The organism is Streptomyces pluripotens (assembly GCF_000802245.2).
Lineage (GTDB): Bacteria > Actinomycetota > Actinomycetes > Streptomycetales > Streptomycetaceae > Streptomyces > Streptomyces pluripotens.
The window spans coordinates 1154585-1170480 of the sequence record NZ_CP021080.1 but is presented as its reverse complement, the minus strand read 5'-3'; the positions used below and the strand labels follow the sequence as shown (position 1 = coordinate 1170480).

The 15896-nt window shown below is 68.7% G+C and carries 14 protein-coding genes; 11 read left to right on the top strand and 3 right to left on the bottom strand.

Annotated features, from left to right (window positions below):
- Positions 1-94: 94 nt before the first annotated feature.
- Both LK06_RS05085 and LK06_RS05080 read left to right on the top strand, forming a co-directional pair.
- Complete coding sequence (locus tag LK06_RS05085) at positions 95-1699, top strand: ABC transporter substrate-binding protein (protein ID WP_039648735.1); 1605 nt, start codon at positions 95-97, stop codon at positions 1697-1699.
- Between the two features lie 119 nt (positions 1700-1818).
- Positions 1819-3399, top strand: a complete 1581-nt coding sequence (locus LK06_RS05080; protein WP_039648736.1) for an ABC transporter substrate-binding protein — start codon at positions 1819-1821, stop codon at positions 3397-3399.
- 65 nt (positions 3400-3464) lie between these two features.
- Here the strand turns inward: LK06_RS05080 and LK06_RS05075 are convergent, their stop codons facing one another.
- Positions 3465-4136, bottom strand: a complete 672-nt coding sequence (locus tag LK06_RS05075) for a response regulator (RefSeq protein WP_039648737.1) — start codon at positions 4134-4136, stop codon at positions 3465-3467.
- Positions 4137-4150: 14 nt separating this feature from the next.
- Positions 4151-5254, bottom strand: coding sequence for a RecB family exonuclease (locus LK06_RS05070; RefSeq protein WP_234367363.1), 1104 nt, complete (start codon positions 5252-5254; stop codon positions 4151-4153).
- Positions 5255-5431: 177 nt separating this feature from the next.
- Between LK06_RS05070 and LK06_RS05060 the strand changes: the two genes are divergently transcribed.
- From LK06_RS05060 to LK06_RS05050, 3 genes are all read left to right on the top strand, one after another.
- Positions 5432-7108, top strand: a complete 1677-nt coding sequence (locus tag LK06_RS05060) for a site-2 protease family protein (RefSeq protein WP_043433697.1) — start codon at positions 5432-5434, stop codon at positions 7106-7108.
- Between the two features lie 44 nt (positions 7109-7152).
- Positions 7153-8055, top strand: a complete 903-nt coding sequence (locus LK06_RS05055; RefSeq protein ID WP_039648739.1) for a tRNA (adenine-N1)-methyltransferase — start codon at positions 7153-7155, stop codon at positions 8053-8055.
- A gap of 243 nt (positions 8056-8298) precedes the next feature.
- Positions 8299-8880 (top strand): hypothetical protein, encoded by a 582-nt coding sequence (locus tag LK06_RS05050; RefSeq protein WP_039648740.1) that lies wholly within the window; start codon positions 8299-8301, stop codon positions 8878-8880.
- A gap of 7 nt (positions 8881-8887) precedes the next feature.
- Here LK06_RS05050 and LK06_RS05045 read toward each other — a convergent pair whose 3' ends face one another.
- On the bottom strand, positions 8888-9190 hold the full coding sequence (locus LK06_RS05045) for a ferredoxin (RefSeq protein WP_039648741.1): 303 nt from the start codon (positions 9188-9190) through the stop codon (positions 8888-8890).
- Positions 9191-9712: 522 nt separating this feature from the next.
- Between LK06_RS05045 and arc the strand changes: the two genes are divergently transcribed.
- The 6 genes from arc (at position 9713) to prcA (ending at position 15881) form a co-directional block, all read left to right on the top strand.
- Positions 9713-11479, top strand: a complete 1767-nt coding sequence (gene arc / locus LK06_RS05035) for a proteasome ATPase (protein WP_039648742.1) — start codon at positions 9713-9715, stop codon at positions 11477-11479.
- Positions 11480-11711: 232 nt separating this feature from the next.
- Positions 11712-13223, top strand: coding sequence for a depupylase/deamidase Dop (gene dop, locus LK06_RS05030; RefSeq protein ID WP_342351823.1), 1512 nt, complete (start codon positions 11712-11714; stop codon positions 13221-13223).
- A gap of 209 nt (positions 13224-13432) precedes the next feature.
- A complete protein-coding gene (locus LK06_RS05025; RefSeq protein WP_039648744.1) occupies positions 13433-13651 on the top strand; it encodes a ubiquitin-like protein Pup in 219 nt (72 codons plus the stop codon).
- Between the two features lie 206 nt (positions 13652-13857).
- Positions 13858-14244, top strand: a complete 387-nt coding sequence (locus tag LK06_RS35025) for an endonuclease domain-containing protein (protein ID WP_324618349.1) — start codon at positions 13858-13860, stop codon at positions 14242-14244.
- The gene (prcB, locus tag LK06_RS05015) at positions 14225-15067 is read left to right on the top strand and encodes a proteasome subunit beta (RefSeq protein ID WP_039648745.1); all 843 of its coding nucleotides are present in this window, start codon (positions 14225-14227) and stop codon (positions 15065-15067) included. The genes LK06_RS35025 and prcB overlap by 20 nt, the downstream gene beginning before the upstream one ends.
- A gap of 64 nt (positions 15068-15131) precedes the next feature.
- Positions 15132-15881, top strand: coding sequence for a proteasome subunit alpha (prcA, locus tag LK06_RS05010; protein ID WP_039648746.1), 750 nt, complete (start codon positions 15132-15134; stop codon positions 15879-15881).
- Positions 15882-15896 lie beyond the last annotated feature (15 nt).

Below are 15896 nucleotides of genomic sequence, written 5' to 3'. Positions count from 1 at the left end.
CATCGCGAGAACATCGCCGCAACCCCCCGTGATCCGCTGCACCACCCATGCATGTCAGGTACACGGAATAGAACAGTTCTGGAGAAACTCCCGCATGAACCGCAAGACTTTGGTGCTGCCGGCGGTGGCCGGCCTGCTCACCCCGGTTCTCGCCGCGTGCGGCGGAACCGACAGTGGGAGCAAGGGCGGCGACGCCATCGTCGTCGGCACCACGGACCGGTTCACCGCCTCCAAGGATGCTCCAGCGCCCCTCGACCCGGCCTACGCGTACGACGTCGGCACCTGGAACGTCCTGCGTCAGACCGTGCAGACCCTGATGACCCAGCCCAAGGGCGAGGGCGAACCCGTCCCGGAAGCCGCTGAGAGCTGTGGCTTCACCGACAGCGGCAACGAGCGCTACGCCTGCACGCTCCGTGAGGGGCTCTCGTTCGCCAATGGCGACAAGCTGACCGCCGAGGACGTGAAGTTCTCCATCGACCGCGCGATGCGCATCAAGGCCGACAGTGGTGTCTCCGCCCTGCTGAACACCGTCGACACCGTGGAGACGCAGGGTGACCGCAAGGTCATCTTCCACCTCAAGACCGCCGACGCCACCTTCCCGTACAAGCTGTCCACGCCGGTAGCGGGCATCATCGACCCGAAGGACTACCAGAAGGACAAGTTGCGCGCCGGCTTCGAGGTGGACGGCTCGGGCCCCTACACCTTCAAGGCCGAGGTCAAGGACAACGCGATCGTCAGCGCCACGTTCACCAAGAACCCCACCTACAAGGGCAGCGTGACGGTCAACAACAACCAGGTCGTCATCCGCACCTACGCCGACGCCGACGCCATGGGCGCCGCGATCGACAAGGGTGACATCGACGTCATGACCCGCACCATGTCGCCCGCACAGATCAAGAAGCTGGACGCCGGCACCGACGACCAGGTCGACCTGGTCGACATGCCGGGACTGGAGATCCGCTACCTGGCCTTCAACACCGACGCGCCGTCGGTCAAGTCCAAGGCCGTACGCCAGGCCATGGCCCAGGTCATCAACCGCGGCGAACTGGTCTCCAAGGTCTACGGAACCCAGGCCGAGCCGCTGTACTCGCTGGTCCCGGCCACCGTCACCGGCCACTCCAACTCGTTCTTCAACAAGTACGGCAACCCCAGCGTCGACAAGGCCAAGAGCCTGCTCAGCAAGGCCGGCATCACCACCCCGGTGAAGCTGACCCTGCACTACACCACCGACCACTACGGCTCGGCCACCAAGCAGGAGTTCGAGATCCTGCAGAAGCAGCTCAACGGCAGCGGTCTGTTCGACGTCAGCATCCAGGGCCACCCCTGGGCCACCTACCGGCCCGCCGAGCGGAAGGGGGAGTACGACGTCTACGGCATGGGCTGGTTCCCCGACTTCCCGGACGCCGACAACTTCCTCGCGCCCTTCCTCGACAAGGACAACTTCCTGGGCTCGCCGTACTCCAACAGCACCATCCAGCGCACGCTGATCCCGCAGTCCCGCCGCGAAGCGGACCGGCTCAGCGCCGCCAACAGCCTGACGGAGATCCAGGACATCGTCGCCGACGACGTTCCAGTCCTGCCGCTGTGGCAGGGCAAGCAGTACGTAGCCGCGCGGGACGACATCACGGGCATCTCCTACGCCCTCAACTCGTCCTCGACGCTTCAGTTGTGGGAGCTCGGCCGTGGTGTGAGCGGCTGACAGTTCTCCGCGGGGGCCACGACCGTGTCCCCGCATCCGGGGGCCACGTGAACAGGGCCCCGGAAACCGGAGCCAGGGACCGGGGGCCCTGGGACGAACCAACGACAAGGCACCTGCAAGTGAACGTGCGCAACCATTGGCCAGTCCTTCCCCTCGCGGTGGGGCTTGCCTCCGGAATGTTGACCGGCTGTGGCTCGGAGAGCGATGGCTCCGCGGGCACCGGCTCCTCAGTGGTGATGGGGATGTCCGACGACGTCCTGGCCACGGACCCGGCATCCGGCTACGACCCCGGCTCCTGGCTGTTGTTCAACAACGTCTTCCAATCACTGCTCGCCTTCCCCAAGGGAGCTACCGAACCCGAGCCCGAACTGGCGAAGGAGTGCGACTTCACCGACACCCGGGCCACGGTGTACCGATGCGAGCTGAGGGACGGCCTGAAGTTCAGCAACGGGGACTCCCTCACCTCACAGGACGTGAAGTTCTCCTTCGACCGCCTGATGAAGATCAACGACCCCGCGGGGCCCGCGATCATGTTCCCGATGCTCGGCAGGGTCGAGGCCCCGGACGCGAAGACGGTCGTCTTCCACCTCACGGCCCCCGACGCCACCTTCCCCAGCAAGATCGCCTCTGGCGCCGGCTCGATCGTTGACCACCGCCAGTACGACCCGGACCGCCTGCGCACCGACCACAAGGCGGTCGGCTCCGGGCCCTACAAGCTGGACTCCTTCGACAAGGGCCAGGCGGTCTTCTCGGTCAACGGCAACTACAAGGGCAGCGCCGAGGTCAGCAACTCCGGAGTCACGCTCAAGTTCTTCCACGGGGACCGCGCCGCCCTGAAGAAGTCCCTCCTCGACGGCGGCATCGACATCGCCTACCGAGGACTGACTGCCAAGGACATCGCCGGCCTCGACCAGCAGGACGGCAACAAGGGCATCGACGTCATCGAGGGCAGCAGCGCCGAGATCCAGCACCTGGTCTTCAACATCAAGGACCCGGTCGCCGGCAAGCTCGGCGTCCGCAAGGCCATGGCCTACCTCCTCGACCGTGACGCCCTGATCAGGAACGTCTACCAGGGCACCGCCACCCCGCTGTACTCGATCATCCCGGCGGGCATCACCGGCCACAACGCCGCCTTCTTCGACACCTACGGCGCCCGTCCCTCCCGAGCCAAGGCAGCCGCGGCCCTGCAGGCCGATGGCATCACCGGGAAGGTCAAGCTCACCCTGTGGTCCACGCCGTCCCGCTACGGCCCCGCCACCGACCAGGAGCTGAAGGCCATCGCCGGCCAGCTCAACGCCAGCGGGCTGTTCGACGCCGACGTGAAGTCGGTTGCCTTTGACCAGTACGAGAAGGACATCGCCAAGGGCAAGTACGGCGTCTACGTGAAGGGCTGGGTGCCCGACTACCCGGACCCCGACAACTTCACGGCACCCTTCTTCGGCAAGGGCAACGTGCTCGACAACAACTACAGCAACCGCACCATCACCGGCACGCTCATCCCCGGCACGGCCGCACAGAGCAACCGGGGTGCGACCGACAAGGAATTCGGAGAGCTGCAGGACATCGTCGCCGACGAACTGCCCATCCTGCCGGTCTGGCAGGCCAAGCAGTACGCCGTCGCCCGCGACGGCGTCTACGGCCTGGGGTACTGCCTGGACGCATCGACGGTGTTCCGGTTCTGGGAACTCCGCAAGAGCTGACACCGCACACGGCGAAGGGCGCCCCTCACTCGTGGAGAGGGGCGCCCTTCGCCGTCGTACCGCAGCTACTGCGCGCCGGGGCGCACCAACCCGCTCTCGTAGGCGTACACCGCCGCCTGCACTCGGTCCCGCAGCCCGAGTTTCGTCAGTACGTGTCCCACGTGCGTCTTGACGGTGGTTTCGCTGACGAACAGGTCCGCGGCGATCTCGGCGTTGGACAGTCCGCGCGCCACCAGCTTGAGCACCTCCACCTCACGGTCGGTCAGCGTGTTGAGGGTGTCCGGTACCGGCTCCTCACCGGAGGGCAGATGCGTGGCGTACTTGTCCAGCAAGCGGCGAGTGATACTGGGCGCGAGCATCGCCTCGCCGGCGGCCACCACCCGGATCGCCTGCACCAGTTCGTTGGCGGGCACGTCTTTCAGCAGGAACCCGCTGGCACCGGCGCGCAACGCCTCCACCACGTACTCATCCAGGTCGAACGTGGTCAGCACCAGCACCTTCGCCGGGCCGTCCCGGCCGGGGCCGGTGATCTGCCGGGTCGCCTCCACCCCGTCCATCCGCGGCATACGGATGTCCATCAGCACGACGTCCGGCTGCAGGGCCCGGACCTGGTCGAGGGCCTGGAGGCCGTCACCAGCCTCGCCCACGACCGCGATGTCTTGCTCCGCCTCCAAGATCATCCTGAACCCGGTACGCAGCAGCGGCTGGTCGTCGACCAATAGGACACGGATGGCCACGTGACACTCCTTCGCTAGTCCGGCCCCATTCTGCCCTGCGCACCCGTCCCGGACCCGTCCGCCCTCACCGGCAGTGGATACGGCGGGGGAGTGCCCCCGAACTCCGGGCAGCGCGCCTGGTGGTCGCACCACCCGCACAGCTTCGTCGGCCGGGGCCGCCAGGCACCGGTTTCCGTGGCCCGCCTGATGGCCTCCCACAGCGCGTGCAACTTCCGTTCCACCCGCTCCAGATCGGCGGGGACGGGGTCGTACGTCAGCACGTCCCCGCTGCCGAGGTAGACCAGCTGCAGCCGGCGCGGAACCACCTGCTTCAGCCGCCAGACGACGAGGGCGTAGAACTTCATCTGGAAGAGTGCGCCCTCGGCGTACTCGGGCCGCGGTGCCTTGCCGGTCTTGTAGTCGACGATCCGCACCTCGCCGGTCGGAGCCACGTCCACGCGGTCGATGATGCCGCGCAGCCTCAGGCCCGACTCCAGTTCGGCCTCCACGAACAGCTCCCGCTCGGCAGGCTCCAGTCGTGCCGGATCCTCCAGCGTGAACCAGCGTTCCACCAGCTGCTCCGCCTCGGCGAGCCATTGGGCCAGCCGTTCTCCGGTCGGGTCGTCGGCGAACAGCTCGGTCACCTCCGGCCGGCTCTCCCGCAACCGGTCCCACTGCCCAGGGACCAGCGCCTTCGCCCGCGGCGCGGTGCGCTCCCCGGCGGGCGTGTCGAACAAACGCTCCAGCACGGCGTGCACCAGCGTCCCCCGGGCTGCGGCCGGACTCGGTTTCTCCGGCAGCCGGTCGATCACCCGGAACCGGTACAGCAACGGACACTGCATGAAGTCACTGGCCCGGGACGGCGACAGAGAGGTCGGTGCCATGGCGACACGCTCCTCGCCGGTGCCGTCCGTCACCGGGTTCCCCGTGCTCCGGGCGGCGCTGCCGGTCCCGCCGCCCGCCACCGGGCCCGCCGTGGCCGTCCCGTCCGCCGACGACTGCGCCGCCCGGTCCGCCACGGGCTCCGCGGCCGTGTGCGCCGAGGGGCTCGGCGGGGCCGCCCGGGCCGGCGCCACATCCGATCCCGTCTGTGCGGCGCCGCCCGGCAGGGCTCCCGCCTCCTCGATGCTGCTGTCCATGCCCACAGACCCTACGGCCCGCCACCGACAATGCCCGCCCGCCGGCCACGTCGGCGGTGCGACCACGAAGCGAACACGAGGGGTGCCGGGGCGTAACGTGCCACCACGGCCGCATACCATCGACGAGAGACCCTTCCGCCCACCAGGTGCGGAAGACGCTTCGAACGAGGGGACACCGTGGACGTGAGCGGCGGGAACGGGCAGCCGCGGTCCGGCGACGACGAGCCGGCCGAGCGCCCCGCGGGTCCTACGGCCCCGGCGACCGGACCCACCGACCGCCCCGGGCCCGGGCCCGAGCTCCACGGGACTTCCGTGCCCCGCCGGGCCGCTCCTCAGCCGGACCGGCACCCGGACGGCGACGAGGCCCTCCGGGGCGCTGCCACGACCCCGGAGCCCCAGGAAGCCTCGGCACGGCCGGAGCCCGCTGCGCAGCCCTGGGAGCCCGCCGCAGGACGGGAGGACGGCACCGGTGGCTCCCGGGAGGGCGCCGTAGGACGGGAGGACGGCACGGAACCCCGGGCTTCCACCCCCCGGCCGGATCCCGGCGCGGAGGACAACGACGGCACGGGCCGCCCGGGCCACGGCACCGGTACCGGCGCCCCCACCCACGACGCGGGTGGCGCCACCCGCCCACACTCCTCCGAACACCGCTCCCTGGCCCATTCCGGCACCACCAAGGACGAGCCGCCCCGATCACGGCCCAAGGAGCTGGGCGGCGGCATCCTGATGGGCCGCCCCTTCGGCGTGCCGGTCTATGTGGCGCCCAGCTGGTTCCTCGTCGCCGCGCTGATCACCTGGGTCTTCGGCGGCCAGCTCGACCGGGTGCTGCCCGAACTGGGCGCGGCCCGCTATCTGGTGTCCCTGTTCTTCGCGGTCGCCTTCTACGCTTCCGTCCTGGTCCACGAACTCGCCCACACGGTCGCCGCGATCCGCTTCAAGCTCCCGGTCCGCCGCATCCAGTTGCAGTTCTTCGGTGGTGTCTCCGAGATCGAGAAGGAGGCCGAGACCCCGGGCCGGGAGTTCGTCCTGGCCTTCGTCGGACCGCTGCTCTCCCTCGCCCTCGCCGGGTTGTTCTACCTCGCCATGAAGCCCGTCCAGCCCGGCACCGTCCCCGGTGTTCTCCTCGCCGGCCTGATGGTCTCCAACCTCATCGTGGCGGTCTTCAACCTCCTGCCCGGCCTCCCCCTCGACGGCGGCAGAATGCTCCGCGCCGTCGTCTGGAAGATCACCGGCAAGCCGATGAGCGGCACCGTCGCTGCCGCCTGGGTCGGCCGTGCCCTGGCCGTCTCCGTCCTCATCGGCCTGCCGCTGCTCAACTCGTCCGGTACCTTCGGCGGCGGCAGCGACGTGAACGGCATGGACACCGTGACCGACGCCCTGCTCGCCGCCATCCTGGCCGCCATCATCTGGACCGGCGCCGGCAACAGCCTGCGCATGGCCCGGCTGCGCGAACACCTTCCCGAACTGCGCGCCCGAGCCCTGACCCGACGCGCCGTACCGGTCCAGACCGACACCCCGCTGTCCGAGGCGCTGCGCCGTGCCAACGCCGTCGGCGCCCGCGCCCTGGTCGTCGTGGACGCCGACGGCAACGCCGTCTCCGTCGTCCGTGAGGCCGCCATCGTCGGAGTGCCCGAGCACCGCCGCCCCTGGGTGGCGGTCAGCGGCCTCGCCCAGGAACTGACCGACGGCATGCGCGTCTCCGCCGAGCTGGCCGGGGAGGACCTGCTGGACGTACTGCGCGCGACCCCCGCCACCGAGTACCTGGTGGTCGAGGAGACCGGCGAGATCTACGGCGTCCTGTCCGCCGCCGATGTCGAGCGTGCCTTCGTGCGAGCCATGGCCCGTCCCACGTAGCCTCGTGGTCGGCGCCCCCCCGTCGGTGCCGGTACGCTGGTCACATGTCCGAACCGACCGGTGCTGCCCGCAGGCGCGGGCCCTTCAAGGTCGGGGACCAGGTACAGCTGACCGACCCCAAGGGCCGCCACTACACGTTCACGCTCGAAGCCGGGAAGAACTTCCACACCCACAAGGGTTCCTTCCCGCACGACGAACTGATCGGTGCTCCCGAGGGCAGCGTTGTCCGCACCACCGGCAACGTGGCCTACCTCGCGCTGCGCCCCCTGCTCCCCGACTACGTCCTGTCCATGCCCCGCGGGGCAGCCGTCGTCTATCCCAAGGACGCGGGGCAGATCCTCGCCTTCGCCGACATCTTCCCCGGCGCGCGCGTCGTGGAGGCCGGTGTCGGCTCCGGCTCGCTCAGCAGCTTCCTCCTGCGGGCCATCGGCGACCAGGGCATGCTGCACTCCTACGAGCGCCGTGACGACTTCGCTGAGATCGCCCGGCAGAACGTCGAGCGCTACTTCGGTGGCCCGCACCCCGCCTGGCAGCTCACCGTCGGCGATCTGCAGGACAATCTGTCCGACACCGATGTCGACCGGGTCATCCTCGACATGCTCGCCCCTTGGGAGTGCCTGGAGGCCGTCTCCAAGGCACTCGTCCCGGGCGGCATCCTGTGCTGCTATGTGGCCACCACCACCCAGCTCGCCCGGACCGTGGAATCTATCCGGGAGATCGGCTGCTTCAACGAGCCGACCGCCTGGGAAACCATGATTCGCAACTGGCACATCGAGGGACTGGCCGTCCGTCCGGACCACCGGATGATCGGCCACACCGGTTTCCTGCTCACCGCCCGCCGGCTGGCCGACGGCGTCGAGCCGCCCATGCGCCGTCGCCGCCCCGCCAAGGGCGCCTACGGTGAGGACTACGCCGGTCCGAATGCCGATGGCGGAGCCGGCCGCTGATCGGTCACACCCCAGTACAACGCAAGGCCGCCGTGGCTGAGTTCCCCACTGACCGACGGGAACCCGGCCACGGCGGCCCTGTGTTGAGAGGCAACCAGGTAAACCGGGCCGCCGTCTGGACGACGGCTCCCAGGGCGTGTGCCTCCGCCTGCGGAAACTCCGGACCCCGCCGTTCCACCGTGCTGTGACGTGTGGCACGATGCTGGCCATCCTCACCGGCAGCCCTCACAGGAGACACTCCTAGTGCAGCAATCCGCCGTACCGGAGCTCGCCCACACCCGAACCCGGCCCATCCACTGGGTCGCGACGGCCACCGCCGTCGCGGGTGTCGTGGCCCTCTCCCCGGTCCTGCAGCCAGGGTCGGCCACGGCCGCCCAGGGTGCCGTCGGCTCGGACGCCAAGTCCGCCCCCGCGGCCGTCGTACCACCCCGTACCAGCGGAGTGACCTTCCCGCTGAACTGCGGACCGGTGAAGGCGGTGGTGGCCAAGGAGGCCTCCGGAGACCTCGACGGGGACGGCCGGCCGGAAACCGTCGCCGTGGTGCACTGCGACTCCGCCATGGGTACTCCGCCGGACGCGGTCTACGTCCTCACCCGGGCCAAGGACGGCGGCGCGTCCCGTGTGGTCGCCACCCTCGTGACCCCCGGGGAGCGGCTCACCGTCACCGACCTCGCCGTACGCGCACGTGCGGTGAGTGCGACCCTGCTCGGCTACTCCTCTGACGACGTGCCGAATTGCTGCCCCGACCTGAAGACCCCGGCCAAGTGGCAGTGGAACGGGCGCGTGTTCGTCCGCACCACTCCGGCCGGGGCACTCGGCGTCTGAAGCGGGCTCACTCCGCACCCGGTCCGTAGACCTCGGCACCGTCGGAAACCCGGCGCACGTGGATGCACTCGCCAGGACACTCCCTCGTCGAGTCCAGCACGTCCGTCAGTAGCGGCAGTGGCACCGGTGCCACCGCCCCCTCGGCCTGGAGCAGTTCGTCGTCCGCGCCCTTCACATAGGCGAGTCCGTCGATGTCCAGCTCGAACACCTCAGGGGCGTACTGGGCACAGATCCCGTCGCCCGTACACAGGTCCTGGTCGATCCAGACCTCCAGCGCCTCGCCGCCCGGGGCCTCCTGCTGCACGGTCATCTCTCCTGCCGTCGGTTCGCCGGAAGGGTCCGGCGCCGCGAGGGCCGGCCGGGTCCGCTCCCGCGGTCGTTGAACACACCCGACCCTACCTCTGCCCGCATTCCGCCCACTTTCCCCCGGCCCCGGGGCGCCGCCCGAGGCGCCCCGGGCGGCGACCGTCCGGCCGGGAGACAGCACCCTGGCCGCAGGGTCCGGCCGCTCCCCACCCGCCGGCGTCACCCCACCCGCCGGAGCTGTCGCTCTACGTGATGATCGTACAAGCGGTTGCACGGGCTTCCCACGCTCGGACGTCGGACAGCTCGGAAGGGGCAACTCCGGTCAGTAGCGAAGGTTTTTGACCACATCAAGCCTGGAACAGGCTGCTTCCGCATCACGTTGAGTGGGTATTCACTCCGTGCGAGGGAGAACGCGCCGGGTGACCGACGACACACCTTGACAGTCTTTGTGATCTAGGGGTTTCAATCGACACCCACCCAGGTAGGGTCTGGAAGCGTCCAGCTCCCCTTGGAGGAGGTGAGGACCGTGGCAGCCCACGACGACGACATGAACCGCGGCATCCGCCCGGGACGCGGGTCCGAAGACCCGGCCGGGCAGATCGCCTACCTTGAGCAGGAGATCGCCGTCCTGCGACGCAAGCTCGCCGACTCTCCGCGACACACGAGGATTCTCGAGGAGCGGATCGTCGAGCTGCAGACCAACCTGGCCGGCGTGTCCGCCCAGAACGAACGACTGGCCAACACCCTCCGCGAGGCCCGCGACCAGATCGTGGCCCTCAAGGAGGAAGTCGACCGGCTCGCCCAGCCGCCGGCCGGCTTCGGAGTCTTCCTGCAGGCGAACGAGGACGGCACCGCCGACATCTTCACCGGCGGCCGTAAGCTCCGGGTGAACGTCAGTCCCAGCGTCGAACTGGATGAACTGCGGCGTGGCCAGGAAGTCATGCTCAACGAAGCGCTCAACGTGGTCGACGCCATGGAATTCGAGAGCGCCGGCGACATCGTCACCCTCAAGGAGGTCCTTGAGGACGGTGAACGCGCCCTGGTGCTGGGACACACCGACGAGGAGCGGGTGGTGCGGCTCGCCGAGCCGCTGCTGGACGTCACCATCCGCGCCGGGGACGCCCTCCTGCTCGAACCGCGCTCCGGCTACGTCTACGAGGTCATCCCCAAGAGCGAAGTCGAGGAACTCGTCCTCGAAGAGGTCCCCGACATCGGCTACGAGCAGATCGGTGGCCTCGGCAACCAGATCGAGGCCATCCGCGACGCGGTCGAGCTGCCGTATCTCTACCCGGACCTGTTCAAGGAGCACGAGCTCCGCCCACCCAAGGGCGTCCTGCTCTACGGCCCCCCCGGCTGCGGCAAGACGCTCATCGCCAAGGCCGTCGCGAACTCGCTCGCCAAGAAGGTGGCCGAGGTCACCGGGCAAGCCGCCGGCAAGAGCTTCTTCCTGAACATCAAGGGCCCGGAGCTGCTCAACAAGTACGTCGGCGAGACCGAGCGGCAGATCCGCCTGGTCTTCCAGCGGGCACGTGAAAAGGCCGGTGAAGGCACCCCCGTCATCGTCTTCTTCGACGAGATGGAGTCCCTGTTCCGCACCCGCGGCTCCGGCGTCAGCTCGGACGTGGAGAACACCATCGTCCCCCAGCTGCTCGCTGAGATCGACGGGGTGGAGGGCCTGGAGAACGTGGTCGTGATCGGTGCCTCCAACCGGGAGGACATGATCGACCCCGCCATCCTGCGCCCCGGACGGCTCGACGTGAAGATCAAGATCGAGCGTCCGGACGCCGAGGCCGCCAAGGACATCTTCGGCAAGTACCTCACCGAGCGTCTCCCGCTCCACGCGGACGACCTTGACGAGCATGGCGGCGACAAGGCCACCACCGTCCAGAGCATGATCCAGACGGCGGTCGAGCACATGTACGCCGAATCCGAGGAGAACCGCTTCCTGGAAGTCACCTACGCCAATGGCGACAAGGAGGTCCTCTACTTCAAGGACTTCAACTCCGGCGCCATGATCGAGAACATCGTGGGCCGCGCCAAGAAGATGGCGATCAAGGACTTCCTGGAGAAGAACCAGAAGGGCCTCCGCGTCTCCCACCTCCTCCAGGCCTGCGTGGACGAGTTCAAGGAGAATGAGGACCTGCCCAACACCACCAACCCCGACGACTGGGCCCGGATCTCCGGAAAGAAGGGCGAACGGATCGTGTACATCCGCACCCTCATCACCGGAAAGCAGGGCGCGGACACCGGACGCTCCATCGACACGGTGGCGAATACCGGTCAGTACCTGTAAAGGCAGGGCGGCTGCGGGTGCCCTCGGTGGGTACCCGCAGCCGACTGTTTTTCCGGCCACGACCGGAGCAGCCAATGACGCAAATGATCTCCCCACCAGCGCAGAGGCGTTCTAGGCTCGTTCCTACCGCCGAGTCGCGCAGTGCGGGGACGGGCACCGCACACGCACCGGAGCGCCAGCGGTACGTGAGCGGCGCCCACGACCGAGGGTGCCGCCGGGCAAGGAGGGCCGCATGACCGTACGGCGAGTAATGGGCATCGAGACGGAGTACGGGATTTCCGTCCCCGGCCACCCCAACGCCAATGCCATGCTCACCTCATCCCAGATCGTCAATGCCTACGCGGCGGCGATGCACCGGGCCCGCCGGGCCCGCTGGGATTTCGAGGAGGAGAATCCGCTACGCGACGCGCGTGGCTTCGACCTCGCCCGGGAGGCCGCCGACGCCAGCCAGCTCACCGACGAGGACATCGGCCTGGCCAACGTGATCCTCACCAACGGCGCGCGGCTGTACGTGGACCACGCCCACCCCGAGTACAGCGCACCCGAGGTCACCAACCCCCGCGACGCTGTCCTCTGGGACAAGGCCGGCGAACGGATCATGGCCGAGGCCGCCGAACGGGCCGCGCAGCTGCCCGGCGCCCAGCCGATCCACCTCTACAAGAACAACACCGACAACAAGGGCGCCTCCTACGGCACGCACGAGAACTACCTGATGAAGCGGGAGACCCCCTTCTCGGACATCGTGCGCCACCTCACGCCCTTCTTCGTCTCCCGCCAGGTCTTCGCCGGCGCCGGCCGCGTCGGCATCGGCCAGGACGGTCACGAGCACGGCTTCCAGATCAGCCAGCGGGCCGACTACTTCGAGGTCGAGGTGGGCCTGGAGACCACTCTCAAGCGCCCCATCATCAACACGCGCGACGAGCCGCACGCGGACGCCGAGAAGTACCGGCGCCTGCATGTGATCATCGGCGACGCGAACCTCTCCGAGATCTCCACCTACCTCAAGCTGGGCACGACCGCCCTGGTGCTGTCCATGATCGAGGACGGTTTCATCGCCGTGGACCTGGCGGTGGACCAGCCCGTGCGCACCCTCCACCAGGTCTCGCACGACCCCTCGCTCAAACGGCAGGTCACCTTGCGCAGCGGGCGCACCCTGACCGCGGTCCAGCTGCAGATGGAGTACTACGAACTGGCCCGCAAGTACGTGGAGGATCGCTACGGCGCGGACGCGGACGACCAGACCAAGGACGTCCTGGTCCGCTGGGAGGACACCCTCACCCGCCTGGAGAACGACCCGATGAGTCTGGCCGGCGAGCTGGACTGGGTCGCCAAGCGCGAGCTGATGGAGGGCTACCGCCGTCGCGACGCCCTCGACTGGGACGCCGCGCGGCTCCACCTCGTCGACCTCCAGTACGCCGACGTGCGGGCCGAGAAGGGCCTGTACAACCGTCTGGCGGCCCGTGGACGCATGAAGCGACTCCTGGACGAGGCGGAGGTCGACAGGGCCCGTACGAGTCCTCCGGAGGACACCAGGGCGTACTTCCGCGGACGGTGTCTGGAGCAGTACGCGGACGACGTCGCCGCAGCCTCCTGGGACTCGGTCATCTTCGACCTGCCCGGCCGGGACTCCCTGCAGCGCGTTCCAACCCTGGAACCGCTACGCGGAACGCGAAATCACGTCAAGGAGCTCCTGGACCGCTGCCGCACCGCGGAAGACCTGGTCAGGGTCCTGTCCGGCAACTGAGTGCGGTCAACCGCGGACCAGCGGGCAACCGAACCGCCCCGGGCGGACAGGGTGGAAACCCTGCCGCCCGGGAATCATCGAGGTGGCCCCCGCACGTTGTGGAAACTGCGGGGCCGATGTCGGACCCGGCTTGTAGGGTCTGATCATCACCGATCGGCGGATAAGCCGACCCGTCGACCATGTCGGGCGAACTGAGCGGGGTGAGGGTTATGGCAACCAAGGACACCGGTGGCGGCCAGCAGAAGGCGACGCACTCTACCGAAGAGGTCGAGGAGCAGGCGCAGGATGCGCAAGGCGCGGACGACCTCAAGGAGCGGCACGAGAAGCTGAGCGACGACGTGGACTCCGTCCTGGACGAGATCGACGACGTGCTGGAGGAGAACGCCGAGGACTTCGTTCGAAGTTTCGTTCAGAAGGGCGGCGAGTAGCCTTCGAAGTGAAGGCTGCCGGGGGGTCGGCTTTGCGGGCGAAGAGGAAGCCAAGCGGTGCATGCGGCGCCGGCGCCACAGGCCGCGAGCAGGGTCCGCACGGGGCAAGCCGGTATGTGGCGGCTCGCAGGCTCCCTGCCGGGGGCGCGCGGCTGCATGCCGCCAGGGGCGGCGGGCCAAGGAGCGCGGCAGCCGCCGGGGAGCGGATGCGTCTGCGGGTCATGAGTACAGGCCCGCCTGCCGTGAGAACGGGTCTCTTCGGGAGTGGAGGCGGAACCGCAGTGCCCCGGCCGGCCCGGTGGCCCTCAGCAGGCCGGGTGGGGCGGCGGACGGGCCGGGCGGGGCACCTGAAGCGCACCCCCGGTCCGGCGAAGCCCGAACGTGCCGCGACGCTCGTAGCTCGACCAGGGCCCTGCACGATTCGGTTTCCGGATCGGGCCGTGCATGTGGATCACTACCGCAAGACGGGTAGGGTCCGTGACGTACTGTGCTTCAACTGCAATTCGGCCATCGGCAAGTTGGGAGACGATCCCGACACCGCTCGTCTGCCGTTGTCTATCCGGAAGGAAACTTGTGGAAGCCAATCCTCGTAGCACCGGGCGTCTGCCAGCTGCCTTCCTGACGCCTGGGTCCTCCTCCTTCATGGACTTCCTCGCCGGGCACCAGCCCGCGTTGCTGCCCGGCAACCGGCAGCTGCCCGCCCAGGGCGTGATCGAGGCGCCGCACGGCACCACCATCGTGGCCGTGACGTTCCCCGGGGGTGTGGTACTCGCCGGTGACCGCCGGGCGACCATGGGCAATGTGATCGCGCAGCGGGACATCGAGAAGGTGTTCCCCGCGGACGAGTACTCGGCCGTCGGTATCGCAGGCACCGCGGGTCTGGCCGTGGAGATGGTCAAGCTCTTCCAGTTGGAGCTGGAGCACTTCGAGAAGGTCGAAGGTGCCCAGCTGTCGCTGGAGGGCAAGGCGAACCGTCTGTCCACCATGATCCGTTCCAACCTCGGCATGGCCATGCAGGGGCTGGCCGTCGTCCCGCTCTTCGCCGGGTACGACCTGGACCGGGAAAAGGGCCGGATCTTCTCCTACGACGTCACCGGCGGCCGTTCCGAGGAGCATCATTTCGCGGCGACCGGTTCCGGCTCGATCTTCGCGCGCGGCGCGATGAAGAAGCTGTTCCGTGACGACCTGACCGAGGAGCAGGCCACGACCCTCGTGGTGCAGGCCCTCTACGACGCGGCAGACGACGACTCGGCGACCGGTGGTCCCGATGTCGCCCGCCGGATCTACCCGATCATCACCGTGATCACCGAGGACGGCTTCCGCCGGCTCACCGAGGAGGAGTCCTCAGAACTCTCCCGTGCGGTGCTCCAGCGGCGTCTGGAGGAGCCCGACGGCCCGAAGGCCGCCGTGCTCTGAGCACGGGCCCGGTGCTTCTTATCAAGGTGATCCAGTGACCATGACAGAAAGGGACGGATAACCGGTGTCGACGCCGTTCTATGTCTCACCTCAGCAGGCCATGGCCGACCGGGCGGAATACGCCCGTAAAGGCATCGCCCGCGGCCGCAGCCTGGTCGTGCTGCAGTACGCCGACGGCATCGTGTTCGTCGGCGAGAACCCGTCCCGTGCGCTGCACAAGTTCAGCGAGATCTACGACCGGATCGGTTTCGCGGCCGCAGGCAAGTACAACGAGTACGAGAACCTGCGGATCGGCGGTGTCCGCTACGCCGATCTGCGCGGGTACACCTATGACCGTGACGACGTCACGGCCCGGGGTCTGGCCAACGTGTACGCCCAGACATTGGGCACGATCTTCTCCTCCGCAGGCGAGAAGCCGTACGAGGTGGAGCTGGTGGTGGCCGAAGTGGGGGAGACCCCGGAGGGCGACCAGATCTACCGGCTGCCCCACGACGGCTCAATCGTGGACGAGCACGGCTCGGTGGCGGTGGGCGGCAACGCCGAGCAGATCAGCAGTTTCCTGGACCAGCGGCACCGCGACGGCATGAGCCTCGCGGAAGCACTCAAGCTGGCCGTGCAGGCCCTGTCCCGCGACACCAACGGCAGCGAGCGGGAGATCCCTGCCGAGCGCCTGGAGGTCGCGGTGCTGGACCGTACGCGTCCGCAGAAGCGCAAGTTCAAGCGGATCGTCGGCCGTCGGCTCGCCCGCTTGCTGGAGGCGGAGGGTGCGGCGACGGAGGCGGAGGGCTCCGAGGAGGACGGGCCCGAGGAGTAGCGGTCCGCTCCTGAA

What these genes read in the sequence shown, in the direction of transcription:
- LK06_RS05070 (WP_234367363.1), bottom strand. Translation starts at nt 5,254, where the DNA reads ATGGACAGCAGCATCGAGGAGGCGGGAGCCCTGCCGGGCGGCGCCGCA.
- LK06_RS35025 (WP_324618349.1), top strand. Translation starts at nt 13,858, where the DNA reads ATGCGTCTGCGGGTCATGAGTACAGGCCCGCCTGCCGTGAGAACGGGT.
- LK06_RS05055 (WP_039648739.1), top strand. Translation starts at nt 7,153, where the DNA reads ATGTCCGAACCGACCGGTGCTGCCCGCAGGCGCGGGCCCTTCAAGGTC.
- LK06_RS05085 (WP_039648735.1), top strand. Translation starts at nt 95, where the DNA reads ATGAACCGCAAGACTTTGGTGCTGCCGGCGGTGGCCGGCCTGCTCACC.
- LK06_RS05045 (WP_039648741.1), bottom strand. Translation starts at nt 9,190, where the DNA reads ATGACCGTGCAGCAGGAGGCCCCGGGCGGCGAGGCGCTGGAGGTCTGG.
- dop (WP_342351823.1), top strand. Translation starts at nt 11,712, where the DNA reads ATGACCGTACGGCGAGTAATGGGCATCGAGACGGAGTACGGGATTTCC.
- LK06_RS05025 (WP_039648744.1), top strand. Translation starts at nt 13,433, where the DNA reads ATGGCAACCAAGGACACCGGTGGCGGCCAGCAGAAGGCGACGCACTCT.